The organism is Saprospiraceae bacterium, from assembly GCA_026129545.1.
Lineage (GTDB): Bacteria > Bacteroidota > Bacteroidia > Chitinophagales > Saprospiraceae > M3007.
This window is the reverse complement of the sequence record JAHCHX010000001.1, coordinates 3,497,945-3,513,089: the sequence shown is the minus strand read 5'-3', so window position 1 is coordinate 3,513,089 and position 15,145 is coordinate 3,497,945. Positions and strand designations below refer to the sequence as shown.

The following is a 15,145-nucleotide window of genomic DNA, read 5'->3' as shown; positions in this document are numbered from 1 at the left end:
GCCATTGTTGCTACCCTCGATTTTGAGGGGTTTTGGAGTATGTCGAAAACTGGACGCTCCGAAAGATATCGAACTTGCCAAGATTACCTTCTCTTTTCAGCAAACAGCTCTGGCTACCGCTGCCCAACCACCTCCACCATGCGCCCAATCTCCTCCTCCGTGTTGTAATAGTGCGGCGACACTCGGAGCGCCCATGTCACGCCTTTTCGGGAAAAATCAATCTGCGCCACCGACAAGGGCGACAGACGGCAGTTGATGTGGTGTGCCTGTAGTTTTTCGAGCAGGCCTTTGGCTTCCCATTGCGGTGAATATGCCGTGACGATGCCGCACAGCGCCGTGCCTTGGTCCAACACTTGCACCCCGGGAAGTGCGCTCAATCGGTGGCGGAGCTGAGCAGCGAGTTCCTTCACCCGATTTTCTATCCAATCCGTGCCCACTTCGAGGGCGTATTCGGCAGCGGCTTTGCTACCCAGCACCAGCGCCGGCGACATTTCCCAGTACTCGAAGCGCCGAGCGGTAGGCACCGTCGCGTATGCATCCGCGCTGAGCCAGTCGGCGCTGCGCAGGTCGGGGAATAGCATTTCCAAGCCCGCCTCCAGCACGCGGTCGGATGCAAAAAGAAAGCCCGCGCCACGCGGCCCGCGCATGAATTTGCGCATGGTGGCGGTGAGGAAATCGCAGCCGATGCGCTCCACGTCCAAGGTCATCTGGCCTGCCGACTGGCAGGCATCCGCGAGATACCAGACACCGTGTTCGCGGCAGATTTGCCCGATGGCCTCCACTGGCTGCACGAGACCGCTGTTGGTGGGCACATGCGTCACGGCGGCCAACACGGGTCGGTGTTTTTTCAAAAGCATTTCAAAATCGCCCACATCCACCCCACCTGACGCTGTGTCGCGTGCGCGGAGCAGCTTGACTCCCATTCTTTTTTGCAGGGCAAGGAAGGCGATTTGATTCGACACATAATCGTTCTCGGTGGTCAGAATCGTGTCGTCGGGTCGGAATGGGATGGCGCTCAACACGCGGGCATAAGCATCGGTGGCGCTGGTGGCAAAGGCGATGTTGTGCGGTTTGGTGTGCAGCAGTCGAGCGACTGCCCTGTAAAAGCCATCAATCGAAGCCGCGTTTTTGTCGGCAGCTTCATAGCCGCCGATGTGGGCTTCGAGGTCGAGGTATTCCTGCATGGCGCGAAGCACGGGCGAGGGTGGCAATGCGGCTCCCGCATTGTTGAGGTGAATGAGGGTTGGTTTGTCCGATGGAGCATCCGTGAGAGCAGGGGTGTCGGCGCGAAGCGCATCTATGGTTTTCATAAGACAACATCACTTTGTTCGCCCCAACCCCGCTTTGGCTTGGGCGTGGAGGCTGGCGGCATACTCTTCCGGTTTTATGCTCAGGCATCGCTGAAAAGCCGCGCGGGCGTTGGCCTTGTCTTTGATTTCCTCATAAAGCAAGCCGAGTTGAAGCGCCGCGTTGCAGGCAAAATACCATGGGTCTTTGGCGCCGCTTTCTATTGTTTGAGTGTAGAGCTGGGTGGCTTCGTGGGTTTTTCCCATTTTGTGTGCGATGCGCCCCAAGCGATAGGAGTATTCGAGCTTTTTCTTGCGGTCGCTGGCATAATCGGCGGCGTTGTTTTTCAGCAAATCGTAGGCACGTTGGTAGTAGCCGCCATCAAACAGCAGCCGCGCCTTGAGCAGGCGCGGGTCGGGCATTTCCCCGCTATTGGCCTCGCGTAGGGCCGCCTTGTCGCTTTCGGAGCTGGCGGCTCCTTTGAGTTTAGCGTAGTTCATGTAGGTGCGGTAGCCCATTTCATTGTCGAACACCAAGTGATACCACGCGAGCTTCTGATATGCTTCCTTGAGGCCGTTTTCTCCTTTGAACTGGTTGGTGAATGTTTCGAGTGCCTTGTGCGCGTCGGCGTCAAGGCGGCGGAGTTGGGCGAGGCCGAGCAAGTAGTTGCGGTAATGAAAAGATGCGTATTGCTTGCCTGTTGGGCTTTGCTGCAAGACCTTGATGGCTTCGTCGTTTTGGCCGTTGCGCATGGCCACTGTGGCGATTACATAAGCGGCAAGGGGGTTTGTTTTGGGAGAGAGTTTGCTGGTTTTTAGGATTTGCCAAGCCTGTTCGCTTTGGTTGTTCAAGTACAGTTGGAGGAAAGAATATGCCACGACGGCCTCATCCTCAAAGGGGAAATCGCGGCTTTTGGCGTAGGCCAACACTTCTTCCAGTTCGCGCATCCCTTGTTCCGTGCTGCCTTCCATGCCGCCAAGTGTTTTTACCGCCCACCTGAACTCCTCCGGCACGTTGCCGATGAGGGCGTGCATGATGCCGAGGCTCTTTTTGTTGGGCATGAAGTCGGGGAACTTGCGCTGATTTTCCTCGAGCAAGGTGTAGGCCTGCTTGATGTCGCTCAGGGTGGTGAGGAAGTCGTTGTATCGGCTGCGGGTGATGGCCCATTGGAGGCGGATTTCGGCTTGGGTGTAGAGTAGCCAAGGTGAGCTGGCTGGTCCCTTGGCTATTTTCTCCAAGCGTGGTTCCGTGTTTTTGGCCAGCCGCCGATACTCGTTTTTGTCGTCGTTGATGAAAATAGTGAAGAAGTCGAGATAATTTTCCAAATAAATGGCCATCAAATTGTCTGGCTCGTTGCGCTGCATGAGCGCCAAAGACGCTTGGGCTTCCGAAAAACGCAGACTGGACACTTTGTTGTAAATGTCTTTGGCTACTACGGAAAATTCGAAGTATTTGCCTTTCGCATCGCCATCGGGCAGCGTGTTCGCCGGTTTGGCGCTTGTGGCGGCTCCGAGTAGGATGCAAAGCAGAAAAAGGAGGCGTGGCTGTTGTTGCATGGAAAAATCGGCTTTTGATGTGGATTGCACAAAATATGCGAATGGGGGTCTCTGGCTTTCAAGCACTTATTGAGGCCTTTTCGCAAGTTTATACTTCGCTCCGTCGGGTTTTGGGCATGGCTAAAAGCGCAATCTGTTCAAAATCAGGGACATCAATCATGGTCATCTGACAAATCCTTGCGAATCAAGATATAAATTTCGACAGGATTGACGGGATTTACAGGTTTTTCCCCTAAAAAGTGGTGGTGGGCTTTTCTCTCGCCAAAGGCCTCCACCGAAACAACCCTAATGAAGAAGACACACAGAAACGCTTCCATGTGTCTTCTTATTCAACGGCGAACGATGTCAGTGGGAATGGCTCAATTGCCAGCTGCCACACTATATTCTTTTGCCAAATAACTTTTCACCCACTCGGTGGTGACTGATTTGGGCCGTTCCAGCGGAAGTCCGAGGGCGCGTGCCCAGCATTGGGCTGCCAAAACGCCGAGCGCGCGACTTACCCCAAAGAGCACGGTGTAAAAATTGTATTGCGTGAGGCCGTAGTGAATCAGCACGGCACCTGAGTGCGCGTCCACGTTGGGCCATGGGTTTTTCACTTTGCCGAGGCTGGTGAGGATGGGCGGCACCACGTCAAAAATTTTCCAAACGATTTTCACCAAGTCGCTGTCGGGTATATTGTCTTCGCAGAATTGACGCTGCGCCATGAAGCGCGGGTCGGGCTTGCGCAACACGGCGTGCCCATAGCCCGGCACCACACGACCGCCGGCCAAGGTGCTTTTCACATATTCGCTGATTTGTTCGCGGCTGGGTTTGGAGGTGCCGAGGGTGTCCACCATTTTCTGAATCCACCGGATGACTTCCTGATTGGCAAGCCCGTGCAAGGGGCCGGCGAGGGCGTTCATGGAGGCGCTGAGCGAAAGGTAGGGGTCGCTGAGCATGGAGCCGACGAGGTGCATGGTGTGCGCCGAACCATTACCGCCTTCGTGGTCGGCATGGATAGTGAGGAAGAGGCGCATATATTCGAGAAAGCCCGGGTTGTCGTAGCCGAGCATGTGGGAAAAGTTGCCACCCCAGTCGAGCGAAATATCGGGGAGGATGTGCTCGCCCTTGTGATATACCCTGCGGAAAATGTAAGCTGCCACGCGGGGCAAGCGGGCGACGAGGTTCATGGCATCCTCATATGTGGCATCCCAGTATTCGGATTTGTTCATGCCCGAATTGTAGCGCTGCGCGAACACGCTGGTGTTTTGCATGGCCATGATGCCGACCGAAAATTGCGTCATTGGGTGTGTGTCAATGGGCAAGGCTTCGATGGCTTTGAAAACATGGTCGGGCACGTTGGCGCGGCGCACCCAGTTCTCGGTGAGCCACTTTACCTGCTCTTTCGTGGGAATTTCGCCCACGAGCATGAGCCAAAATAGACCTTCGGGCAGGGGTTCTTTCCCGCCTGTGGCGCGCGGTAGTTTTTCACGAAGTTCGGGAATGGAATATCCGCGAAACCGGATGCCTTCCTCTGAGTCGAGCAGCGATGGCTCCCAAAGCATACAAGTGATGTCGCGCATACCGCCATAGACTTGGTCGAGCCGCACTTCGTCCACCTTTTTGTCGCCGTGTTCTTTAAGCAGTTCCTTGACTTCTTTTGAAAGTGCCTGTGCTTTTTCGTAAAAATGTGCTTTTAATTGATCCATACGATAGAGAGCGTGGAGGGTTAGGGCCAAAAGTGAGTGTAAAGGTATGTACTTTGGTGTTTTTTAGGGAAAACAAGGGGGTAACACTAAGAATGGGTATTTGTTGGGGGGCGTGAGGCATAATTCCGCCAACATTTCAATCCAAAATCTCAATCTGGCTGGGCTGACGCAGGGAAATGGAATAACGGAGGGCACCCGTCTCTTTGTCTCCGTACTGGCGCACCTTGCCCGTCACTCTCACCTTCTTGCCCTCAAACTGTTCGATGGGCGCAAAAAACGGGAGATGTTGGCGGTAAATGGTGATGGAGAATGGCGTCTCCGGCCAAGCCCTGAACATATTGATAAACGAAATCACCCCGTCTTTCCCCTCGGTTTTGCCAGTGCCCACCACGGGTCCGGTGATGCTCACCACTTGTGTGGCGAAATACTTCACCGAATCGCCATCTGTGAGGGGAATGGCATCGGTTATGATGCCGTCGTCGGGTTGGGCTTGCGTCTGCCCGATAGCAAGGTGGGAAGAAAATAGAAACGCGGACAGCAGGAGGTATCGAAGCAGGATGCTCATGGCGAATAGGGAAGGTTAGGAATTTGACCGGGGGCGAAGGTAACGACATTCCGCTTTCCGAAAAAAGACTGTTATGTGAGCCTATGCTGCACGTGGGCGCATTTCAAATTGTCGCTTTTGTACCCCGGGACGCTGTCCCGGAATATATCGGAACAGCGTCCCGATTTACTTCCCCCGCGCTTGGTGCTCTCACCAAGCGCACCCCCGGCGAGATGCTAATCTGTCCCCTTGCTCCGCAGCTTATGCTTGGTGAAAACACCAAGCAGGGAAGGAAGCGGTAAAAATAGGAGTGCGTGAAAAGAATTTTTCGGCATGATGCCCTACCTTATTTTCTATGTATAGGTAGGAGGTGTTTCTGTTCACCAAGCCTATTTTTTCAAAATGCGCTCTGATGCCAGCACGTTTGTGATATTTAGAGAGTTGGGGTAAATTATGGTATCTATTCGAGAATGATTGGTTCGATAAATTACAACCCCGCCGGAGAAAAAATCATAATTGTTGGCATCTAAAAAATCTCCTGTGAGAAAAGTCGAACTCTCAGTCGGGGGGAGGGCGTCAGGGCAAACGCATCAAAATGGCACAAACCTCGGAGAGGTCAAATGTTGGTAGAAATGCCCCATTTTCGCGGTGTTTACGACCCCAGCGGGGTCGAATGTTGGTGACCTGTTTGCTGCGATAGACATTTGACCTCTCCGAGGTCGTGATATACCTCGCGCCGCCAAGTTTTCAGCATCGTCTAGGGTAACGTTTACTAAACTTTTGAAGTTTAGTAAACGTGGTCTCATCCTTCCAACCATGCTGAAAACTTGGCGGCACGAGGTATAATTATCACAAAAACACACCATCTCTACCAACATTTGACCTCTCCGAGGTCGGTTGTATTTTGATGCGTTTGCCCTGGGGGGGATATATCCAAAAACTTTAACGTTAAAGTTTTGCCTCTGCTCAATGACGGCGACTAAACATCTGTAAATCAGCTTACTAAAAAGTCACCCACACTCAATCACATTCACCCCCGGCTCCCGCAGCCACGCCGCTGATTGCAATTTTTCTAATGGAATTTTGCCCACTAAATACTTCGCTTTGCTCGAAGCGTAGCGTTCCGTGATTTCCGAAAAATCGCTTTCCGCCACTTGGCCGTCGTGTTCGTGGCGAACGTAAACCGTTAGTTCCGTGCCTTTTGTGTCAAAAAAAGTTCCGTTCTGGCCGAACTTGCGGTACTCGTATTTGTACTGGTAGCGCAGCGCCGAAATGTCGGAAAGCACGGCACAGCCTGTCGGTTTGTCGCCCGCGCCTTTGCCTGTGAACACCTGTCGCTCGGAAAACGCGCTTTCGAGCGTGACGGCGTTGTACTCATTTTTTACCCCCTCGTAGCGGTGATTTTTTGGCACAAAACGCGGTAAACAATAGGCGGCTACTTTGTCATTTTCCCGAAAACACCGCGCCACGAGTTTCAGCACGCTGCCCCGCGAGCGGGCAAACTCGATGTCGAAATCGTTCAAGCGATGAATGCCGAAATGCAGCACTTTTTCCGGTTGCACAAACACGCCGAAAGCATGGAGCAGGAGGATGCAGAGTTTGAATTTAGGGTCGAAACCCTCCACGTCGAGCGTCGGGTCGCTCTCGGCAAAACCATTGGCTTGCGCGAACCGCAGCGCCTCGCCGAACGTGAGATTTTCCTCAAAAATTTTTGTCAAAATGACGTTCGTCGTGCCGTTGAAAATGCCTTCTACCGATGTAAGCAGGTCATTGTCGTAGTATTCCTCCAAATTTCGAATAATCGGAATGCTCGCACAACAAGCCCCCTCGTAGAGGAACGGCGCGCCCGTTTTTTGCTGCAAAGCGTAGAGTTCCGGCAGGCGGTGGGCAATCATTTTTTTGTTCGCGGAAACAACCGCCTTGCCCCGCGAGAGTGCGCCGGAAACGATTTCAAAAGCCGCTTCCGCGTCGTCGATGAGCTCCACCACCACATCTATTTCAGGGTCGTCGAGGATGTCCGCCGCGTGGATGGTAAAAAAATGCGCCGGCACCGGGCGCTGTTTATCAGGGTGTTTGATGCAAATCCGCTTGATGTCGGCGCGGATGCCTTTGGTTTCGTGCAATACTTTCCAAAGCCCTTGGCCGACGCAGCCGAAGCCGAAGAGTCCTAATTTCATGTGAGAGGAGTGAGAGGGTGAGATGTGAGGGTTGATAAAGTTGATGAAGGTTGATAAGGGTTGATGAAGGTTGATAAAGTTGATGAAGGTTGATAAGGGTTGATGAAGGTTGATAAGGGTTGATGAAGGTTGATAAGGGTTGATGAAGGTTGATAAGGGTTGATGAAGGTTGATAAGGGTTGATGAAGGTTGATAAGGGTTGATGAAGGTTGATAAGGGTTGATAAAAATTTGATTATCAACTTCATAAACCCTTATCAACCTTCATCAACAGTTTTACACTGCTTCTGCAAACTGCCGACTGCCACTGTAACTGCCACTTCCAACAGCCTCCAGCCCTAGCCGCACATCGTCCACCAAATCGGCAGCACCTTCGATGCCGCACGAAAGGCGGATGAGCGAGTCGCGGACCCCAGCAGCGAGTCGTTTTTCACGAGGGATGCTTTTGTGGGTCATCGTTGCCGGGTGACAGAGCAGGCTTTTCACGCCGCCCAGGCTTTCGGCCAATTTGAAAAGTTGGGTGCTGGTAGCGAAGGCGCGGGCTGCTTCTTCGGTGTCGTCTTTGAGCGTGAAAGAGACCACACCGCCGCCAAGCCCGCGTTGCTGTCGCGTGGCGATTGCGTGGTTTTTGTGCGTCGGCAGGCCGGGGTAGAAGACTTCGGCAACGGCTTCGTGTTCCGCGAGGGTGCGGGCGACGGCGAGCGCGTTGCGGGAGTGCGCTTCCACGCGGAGCGGCAAGGTCTCGATGCCTCTGATGGTCAGCCAACTGTCCCAGGGGCCGAGTATGCCGCCGGAGGCATTTTGGATAAATTTCAGGCGAGCGCCGAGTTCCTCATCCTTCACGGCGAGCAATCCTGCAATCACGTCGGAGTGCCCGGCGAGGTACTTGGTGGCTGAATGAATCACGATGTCGGCGCCGAGTTCGAGCGGGCGCTGGAGGGCGGGGCTGGCAAAGGTGTTGTCCACCACCACGAGCGCCCCTGCTGCGTGTGCGAATCGGCTGATTTCTTCGATGTCGGAGATTTTCAGCGTCGGGTTGGTCGGCGTTTCGAGCCAGACGAGGCGGGTTTTGGGCGACAACACTTCCAAAATGTTGTGCGCCTCAGTTGTGTCCACATAGTGGACTTTCACGCCGAATTTTTCATAAACATGGGTGAAAAGCCTGAACGAGCCGCCGTAAATGTCGTCCACCGCCACGATTTCGTCGCCTGCTTCAAGGAGTTTGAGCACACAGTCAATCGCCGCAAGACCGGAAGCGAAAGCGAGGCCGCGCCGTCCGTGTTCGAGCCGGGCAATCAGATTTTCAAGCACTTGTCGGGTCGGATTGTTCGAGCGGGCGTAGTCGAAGCCCTTGTGTTCGCCCGGTGCTTCCTGCACGAAAGTGGCGGTTTGATAGATGGGCGTGGAGATGGACCCTGTGAGCGGGTCAATGGGGAGTGAATGGAGAATTCTGGTAATTTCCTGCATTTTTCCAGTGTTTTTAATGGTGAAACCACGAAAAACTTACCGAAAAAGCCGGTCGCCGGGTGTTGTGTGCTGCTTGCCGAGAGGGGAGTTGGATTGATTCGATTATTTCGATTTTTCGATTGTTTCGATTGTTTCGATTCAAAAACACTCAATCGAAACAATCTGATAATCGTCCAATCGAATCAATAAAATAAAAATCCCCTCCGGCAAGCCGGAAGGGACAATTTCTTGCGCAGGGAAATTGGCTGTTGCCTTCCGACTTATCTATTTTTCCTTTCGGAAAAACGGAATTGGCACCTTAATCACATTTGCGCTAAACGTGAGCAGGTTGCCAAGGCGTCAACGGGCCGGTCCCTCTGCCTTTCTGGATAAGTCTGCCTCAACTTTCGCTGAGGCTGTTTTTAAAAGAACTGGGGCAAAGGTGAGAAAAAGGTTTTCGGAGAAAAAAGGGGAGAGGGAAATTTTAGAGAAAATTTAACAAAAGACAGAAAGTACTGCGTCTCTTTTTCGCTCAAAACCATCTGTTTTTCCGCCGTTGTCCCTGCCGTTCTGCCGTTGTTGGCATCCTCGCCAGCAACACTTATGGCGGCACGAGATGACTGATGAAGAGCACTGCACATTTGCTCAGCCTCGTGCGCGAGGGATTGTTGGCAAGAATGCCAACAACGACAGAGATTGTGAAAAAAAGCCTCTTCGCCACTTTCCGCATCCGCCGAGCCAGCTATCTTCGCAGCTGCAAACCAATCGCAGCGCGACCCATGGCACACCGCACCGGACACGACCGTCACATCAAGCGCAGCCTCGACGAGGCCACCGACGAGACCAACCGTCTGCGCGTGCTCAACAACTGGCCCAAAGTACAAGTGACGACAGGCCATCTTCGGCGGAGGGGATTCTATCACACCCTGTTGAAGGGCAAGGAAAAGGTCGAAGGGAAAGACAGTCTGGTGTTTCTGGCCTACAATATGCGCCAAGCCCCTGTCTATATTGGGCGTTTCAGGCTTGGTCGAGCGGGTAAAACGCCTGTTTTCCCGGTTTTTCGCACGTGGCGCTCCGTGGCGGGCATGGGTACGAGTCCAGCTCATCTCTCCGAGATTGAGCAAGGGGCCTTTTTTCACAATCCGCTTTAAAAAGACATTTCAAAATTGTAAAAATCACGAAAAATGAAAAAAAAGTTAGTGTTCTGTTTACTCATTTTCTTCTACAGGGGTTTGTCTTTTGCCCAATGCGGTGCGAATGAAATTGAAATTAAAGTCGAGATTGCAACAGATAACTGGGGCGACGAAACCTCTTGGAGGATAACAGACCTTACGGGTGCTATCATCTTGCAAGGCGGTCAGGGAGGCACTTATGGCAGCTTGTCATTTTATTCAGACAGCATCTGTGTAGCTGCTGATGGCTGCTTTTTCTTCGAGATATTCGATACGTATGGAGACGGAATATATGCTCCTTACGGATATAAACTATTTGCAGACGGGATGCTTGTTTCAAGCGGTGCTGACGATATTGGGCATTATGCCAAGGCAACGGCTTATTGCCCCAACGTGTGCGCCTATACCCGGAATGCGCTGAATGATTTGCAAGGGCACATTGATGGTTCCATCTCCCTTGCTGTCAGCGACATGAATTTAATATACAACATCTTCAATAACTTCCCGGAATGTTTGGCGCAAAGCGATACGATGATATTACTGGCTAAAAACGTAATAGAATCTTATGATACTGCGATTGGCGCTCTCTTCACTACCCCAAATACACTATATGGTTTCAGTAAAACCCCGGGAAACAATCCAGATATAGAGCTGGCACGGGCAATGGCAGGGCTGGAACAGGGAGTATTCGACCGGGTTTTCACCGCTGATGTGTATTCAGCATATCCGCATTACATCAATCAGTGGAAATTTAATTCATGTGTAACCTTCCCCGGATATGTGGATCCGCCATTAGATTCTTCGCTGACCCATTCCATTATGATTCTTGCCAGTTTTAAAGACCCGGTTGGCATGAATCCGTATTACAATATCAATGGAGATGGAACAGAACACGCTCTGCGGCCCACAGGGTTTTATTTATCTCCGGGAAGTGTCGCTCGTGTAACGGTTCCGGCAGAGCTTGTTGGAAAGGACTTTTATATCAGGGTAGGCTCCCATGAATGGGATCTTTCCAACAGACCTTTTTACAAAAGACTGAATAGAATTTCAAAGAAATTTGCAATCAACGCTACAAGCATTGATGTATTTAATCCTCTTGGCGGTGCCATATCTATTCTTGTCCCTTACGGAGCTGTAGAAGGTATCGTTCAGGTAAGCGCCACAAATATTGTGGAAGCGCCTTTCATATCATTAAAATCTTTTTACGAAACTCAAGACATTCAAGCCGAGTTGAACAAACCCGGCCCATGGGCAGTATTCGAGTCTGAAAATGTAATGTACACCATTCCAAAACACTCCATCATACCTGGTCAATATGACCTCATTCAGACATTGCAAGATTGGGAAACAGCTGTAAGAGGCATCAATTCCATACTTGCAAGGCAAATTACCCCTGACAAGCATAATATGTATATGATCGCTGATGTAATGATAAGATTTGAGGCGTATTCCATAGGTTACCCTATGTCCAACACTCCACTCGATTATTTCAATGTCCCCGGCCCGGCATACTTTATAAATGGCCCGGGGCCTGATGACGATACAAATTTCCATGAAACAGGACATGCATTGGCCATGAGTAAATTTCCGGGCGAGGTGGAAGCGATAGTCAACTTTCCATACATCATGGCCGTGAATTATGGCATGAACACAGACTTGGACAAAGCTATGATGAACAGTTTTGGCCCAAGTCTTTTTAATATTGACAGGACAGCTACCCACAGAATGGTCTCTAATACCTTTGGCTCGGAAAGAGATATTTCAAACACCACAACGGATGAAGTGCGTTATCAACAAAGAGGTTACGGGCATTATACCGAAATAGTCAACCTGCTTGGCTGGTGTCCGCTCAGGAACTTTTGGAGACAGGAATACATTGATTTTAATAATGGGATAGACCATGGCGTCAATGACCAGAACATTGACAGCAGGATAATTAGAATGTCCACTGCCGCCCAAGCCGATTTGCGACCCCTGTTCCATGTTTTTGGAATCCTTCCAAAAGACCCAATTGCGGTTCAGGCGTCATTTGACCAATTAAACATTCCAAAATCCCGGGCTATTTATAATAGGCTCCAAGATTATATCAGCCTTATTCCGGCAGACAACGCAGCGTTCGTCCAATATGCCCTGTCCGTATATCCCGATTTATACACGAATGGACCAACGGATAATCCTGATTATGGGGTCGGCTGGCACTATCAGAAGTCATTGACTTACACTGCGGCAGAAGCCCAGCAGCGAACCGATATCTTGCTGTCCATCATTAATTTGTATTATCCAGATGGCGAACCATTAGGAAATACGGACCCAGATGTTTGCTGCATGCTGGATACCCTGACTGTCAATATGGTAAACGAAGCTATTGTCGTGACGGGAGGCGTAGAACCCTATAATATTTCAATTGACACAACTGGAAATGTAAAGATCATAACAGTGGTAGATTATGATGGATGTGAATCCACTGTACAGTACACGATTAGCAATTTGCTGGAATTAGAAAAACCGAATTTGATAGTCTTTCCTAATCCTACTGATGGGGAAGTACGAATAGACTTCGGAGCCATTCAGGAACAAGTTTCCATTTCCCTGTTTGACCCAATTGGAAGATTGATTCAAACTCAAAGTGTAATGCCCGCAGAATTCGTTAGTTATCGGCTTCCTGAGCCCAAGGGGATTTATTTCCTTCACATTGCACTCTCAGATGGGAGGTATAAGTCAATGAAGGTCATAAAAAAATAAAAACATTTCCAACAATGCATAAATGTTCGTGTGCCCTAAACAGGCACACCTTGTTTATGCTTGGCCGTTCTCCACAATTGAAATAGAAGAAAAATAGCAGAAACTTAGGTAGAAGGCTGATTTCATCTCCCTTGAAAGAGCATAAGACTCAAAGGCAAGCCTCTCTCCCCCAGGGCAAACGCATCAAAATACAACCGACCTCGAAGAGGTTTGACATGGGTAGAAATGGTGTGTTTTTGTGATAATTATCACGACCTCGGAGAGGTCAAATGTCTATAGCAGCAAACAGGTCACCAACGTTCGACCCCGTCGGGGTCGTAAACACCGCGAAAATGGGGCGTTTCTACCAACATTTGACCTCTCCGAGGTTTGTGCCATTTTGATGCGTTTGCCCTGGCCTCTCTCCCCTCCGCCTTCTACTTAAGTTTTTACGAAAAATATAACTATAATATGCCCAAGTTTTCCGCTACGCTTAGTGTGCTCACCAAGCGCGAGCAGCGTGAGGGGATTTGGCTTGGCGCCTCGCGTGGATGCATTTGGTGAAAACACCAAACATGGCAGAAATCCAAAAATCGAGGCAATAAAAACAAAAATCCCCTCCGGCAAGCCGGAAGGGACAATTTCTTGCGCAGGGAAATTGGCTGTTGCCTTCTGACTTATCTCTTTTTCCTTTCGGAAAAACGGAATTGGCGCCTTAATCACGTTTGCGCTAAACGTGAGCAGGTAGCCAAGGCGTCAACGGGCCGGTCCCTCTGCCTTTTTGGATAAGTCTGTCCCGACTTTCGCCGAGACTGTTTTTAAAAGAACTGGGATAAAGGTGAGAAAAAGGTTTTCAGCAAAAAAAGAGGAGAGCAAAATTTTAGAGAAAATTTAACGTGAACTCGAAGATATCTGACCTAACAGATGGCGCTTCGCTAACTGATTCCCTGCCACTCTCGGTTTGCAAGAGGTGTCATCTTTTGAGGAACGAAAAAGGTGACACCTCGGCCTGTTTTTGAGATGTCACCCCTCCATGCTTCCGGGATGACACCTCAGAGTCCGACAAAGCGAGAATAGCTGACTGATTCCCGATCTTTATCAACTTTTCACCTCTTTGAGGTGCTAAAATGACTTTATGGAGATCAAGCGTTTGCGGCATTTGAGTTTTTGTGACCACTGGTGCAGCGCCCCGAAAAATCGATAGGAGATGCTCGATATTGTTTGATAGAGGGGCAGCGCCCCGGAATGTGTTTCAGGGCACCGTCCCCGGATTTTCAAGAGTTTTAACTCCGAACTCACGTAAAATTTAACAAAACGGATGTGTTAGTCATAAAGTAGCCATGCCACATCTGCGCACAAATGCAAGCATCCGCGAGCGCAGTCGTACTTTTAGCCCAAATTTTTCTGCCGACTGTTATGCTCCGTTTTTTTGTCATCGCCATCTGCATCGCCGCTTATTTGCTGCCATCCTGCAACCCTCCTGTTCGGCTGCGGCCGCGCAATGTGCAGACGGGCTTGGATTCGACCCTCTACATCGGAATCGTGGAACATCCGCTTTCGGTGGACTTGCGCACGGCGCGTTTTTTGGCAAAAATAAAAGTGGGCGACATCGGTGTCAGCCTCGACTGCCGATACCCGGACGCGCTGAACCATGCCGCCGACCGAGCGCGGAGCATCGGCGGGAACCTGTTGGTCATCACGGAACACAAGCAGAACAACGTGAAGTCGAATTGCCACGTCATCAGAGGGGACATATACGCGGCGCCTCAGTTGGAAGGCATGGAAAACAGGATGTGGTGGCACCCAGCTCGAACCCTGCTGCCCGGGGACTTGCGCGGCGCTCTCAACCAACTGCCTCAAGCGCCTTTGCCGCCGCTCCACACGGAAATCACCTGTCGGCTGGGCGGCGATTTTGTCAAGACGGCCATCATCCGCACCGAGACCATTTTTTATTGCGATAGCACTTACCTGCCTCCCGCTCCCAGCCAAACCACACTCGCCCTGCGACGCGCTCAACTGCACTTCGACCTTGCCGAACTCCATGCCCGCCGCCTCAAGGCTGCCTTGGCCGACCTCGGCCCGAACTTGTCTGCGCTCACGCGCCAAGTCCGCGACCTGACCGCTCGCCAACAGGAACTGCTCCGTGCGGAACAGGCAGCCGTGGATGCCGAGCTTTCCGTCGAAACCTCCGATGCCATCTTGGTTCGCTGGGACACACAAGTCAAAACAGAACTGAGCGCCCTTTCGCCATACGCTGGGGAGGTGCTGATGGGTTTGCGAAAGCGGGGGTAGGGCAGATGCCCTTCCGCTTGTTGTTGGCGGGGACGCCAACAACGGCAATGGACGGCAATGGTTGTCTACTGTCGGGCAGCGAAGACAGTGTGCTTCGAGTTTTGCGATTGCTCTCCGCCGCTTGTTGTTGTTGGCGGGGACACCATAGGTGTACGGAATGTTGGAAAAGATGCTTTTTGTGTACTCTACGTTTGTCATTTTGTAAAAATCTGTCCATGTTACGAAGGGAAAATCCCTGCGTTTTGCTCGTTTTAGAGCGGGCA

General features: G+C 51.2%; 10 protein-coding genes and 2 riboswitches. Of the genes, 3 read left to right on the top strand and 7 right to left on the bottom strand.

Translation table 11 applies throughout. From position 1 onward, the window contains the following. Positions 1–113: 113 nt before the first annotated feature. The 7 genes from KIS77_13650 to KIS77_13620 all read right to left on the bottom strand — a co-directional run bounded on the left by KIS77_13650 (position 114) and on the right by KIS77_13620 (position 8,718). Positions 114–1,310, bottom strand: coding sequence for an aminotransferase class V-fold PLP-dependent enzyme (locus tag KIS77_13650; GenBank protein MCW5923384.1), 1,197 nt, complete (start codon positions 1,308–1,310; stop codon positions 114–116). Positions 1,311–1,319: 9 nt separating this feature from the next. After that, positions 1,320–2,843: a tetratricopeptide repeat protein gene (locus KIS77_13645; protein MCW5923383.1), complete on the bottom strand. Its 1,524-nt coding sequence runs from the start codon at positions 2,841–2,843 to the stop codon at positions 1,320–1,322. Between the two features lie 152 nt (positions 2,844–2,995). Further along, positions 2,996–3,160 (bottom strand): hypothetical protein, encoded by a 165-nt coding sequence (locus tag KIS77_13640; protein MCW5923382.1) that lies wholly within the window; start codon positions 3,158–3,160, stop codon positions 2,996–2,998. A 42-nt stretch (positions 3,161–3,202) separates the two neighbouring features. Continuing rightward, positions 3,203–4,531 carry a citrate (Si)-synthase, eukaryotic gene (locus KIS77_13635; GenBank protein ID MCW5923381.1) on the bottom strand — a complete coding sequence of 443 codons (1,329 nt, stop codon included), beginning with the start codon at positions 4,529–4,531 and terminating at the stop codon, positions 3,203–3,205. A gap of 136 nt (positions 4,532–4,667) precedes the next feature. After that, positions 4,668–5,096, bottom strand: coding sequence for a hypothetical protein (locus tag KIS77_13630; protein MCW5923380.1), 429 nt, complete (start codon positions 5,094–5,096; stop codon positions 4,668–4,670). Between the two features lie 989 nt (positions 5,097–6,085). Next, the gene (locus tag KIS77_13625) at positions 6,086–7,252 is read right to left on the bottom strand and encodes a homoserine dehydrogenase (protein MCW5923379.1); all 1,167 of its coding nucleotides are present in this window, start codon (positions 7,250–7,252) and stop codon (positions 6,086–6,088) included. Positions 7,253–7,527: 275 nt separating this feature from the next. Next, positions 7,528–8,718, bottom strand: a complete 1,191-nt coding sequence (locus KIS77_13620; GenBank protein MCW5923378.1) for a PLP-dependent transferase — start codon at positions 8,716–8,718, stop codon at positions 7,528–7,530. Between the two features lie 257 nt (positions 8,719–8,975). Further along, a riboswitch (SAM riboswitch) is annotated at positions 8,976–9,093 on the bottom strand. A gap of 302 nt (positions 9,094–9,395) precedes the next feature. Between KIS77_13620 and KIS77_13615 the strand changes: the two genes are divergently transcribed. From KIS77_13615 to KIS77_13605, 3 genes are all read left to right on the top strand, one after another. Then, positions 9,396–9,848 (top strand): hypothetical protein, encoded by a 453-nt coding sequence (locus tag KIS77_13615; GenBank protein MCW5923377.1) that lies wholly within the window; start codon positions 9,396–9,398, stop codon positions 9,846–9,848. 33 nt (positions 9,849–9,881) lie between these two features. Continuing rightward, the gene (locus KIS77_13610; protein ID MCW5923376.1) at positions 9,882–12,611 is read left to right on the top strand and encodes a T9SS type A sorting domain-containing protein; all 2,730 of its coding nucleotides are present in this window, start codon (positions 9,882–9,884) and stop codon (positions 12,609–12,611) included. Positions 12,612–13,264: 653 nt separating this feature from the next. Further along, positions 13,265–13,382, bottom strand: a riboswitch (SAM riboswitch). Between the two features lie 624 nt (positions 13,383–14,006). Then, positions 14,007–14,882 (top strand): hypothetical protein, encoded by an 876-nt coding sequence (locus KIS77_13605; GenBank protein MCW5923375.1) that lies wholly within the window; start codon positions 14,007–14,009, stop codon positions 14,880–14,882. Positions 14,883–15,145: the final 263 nt, after the last annotated feature.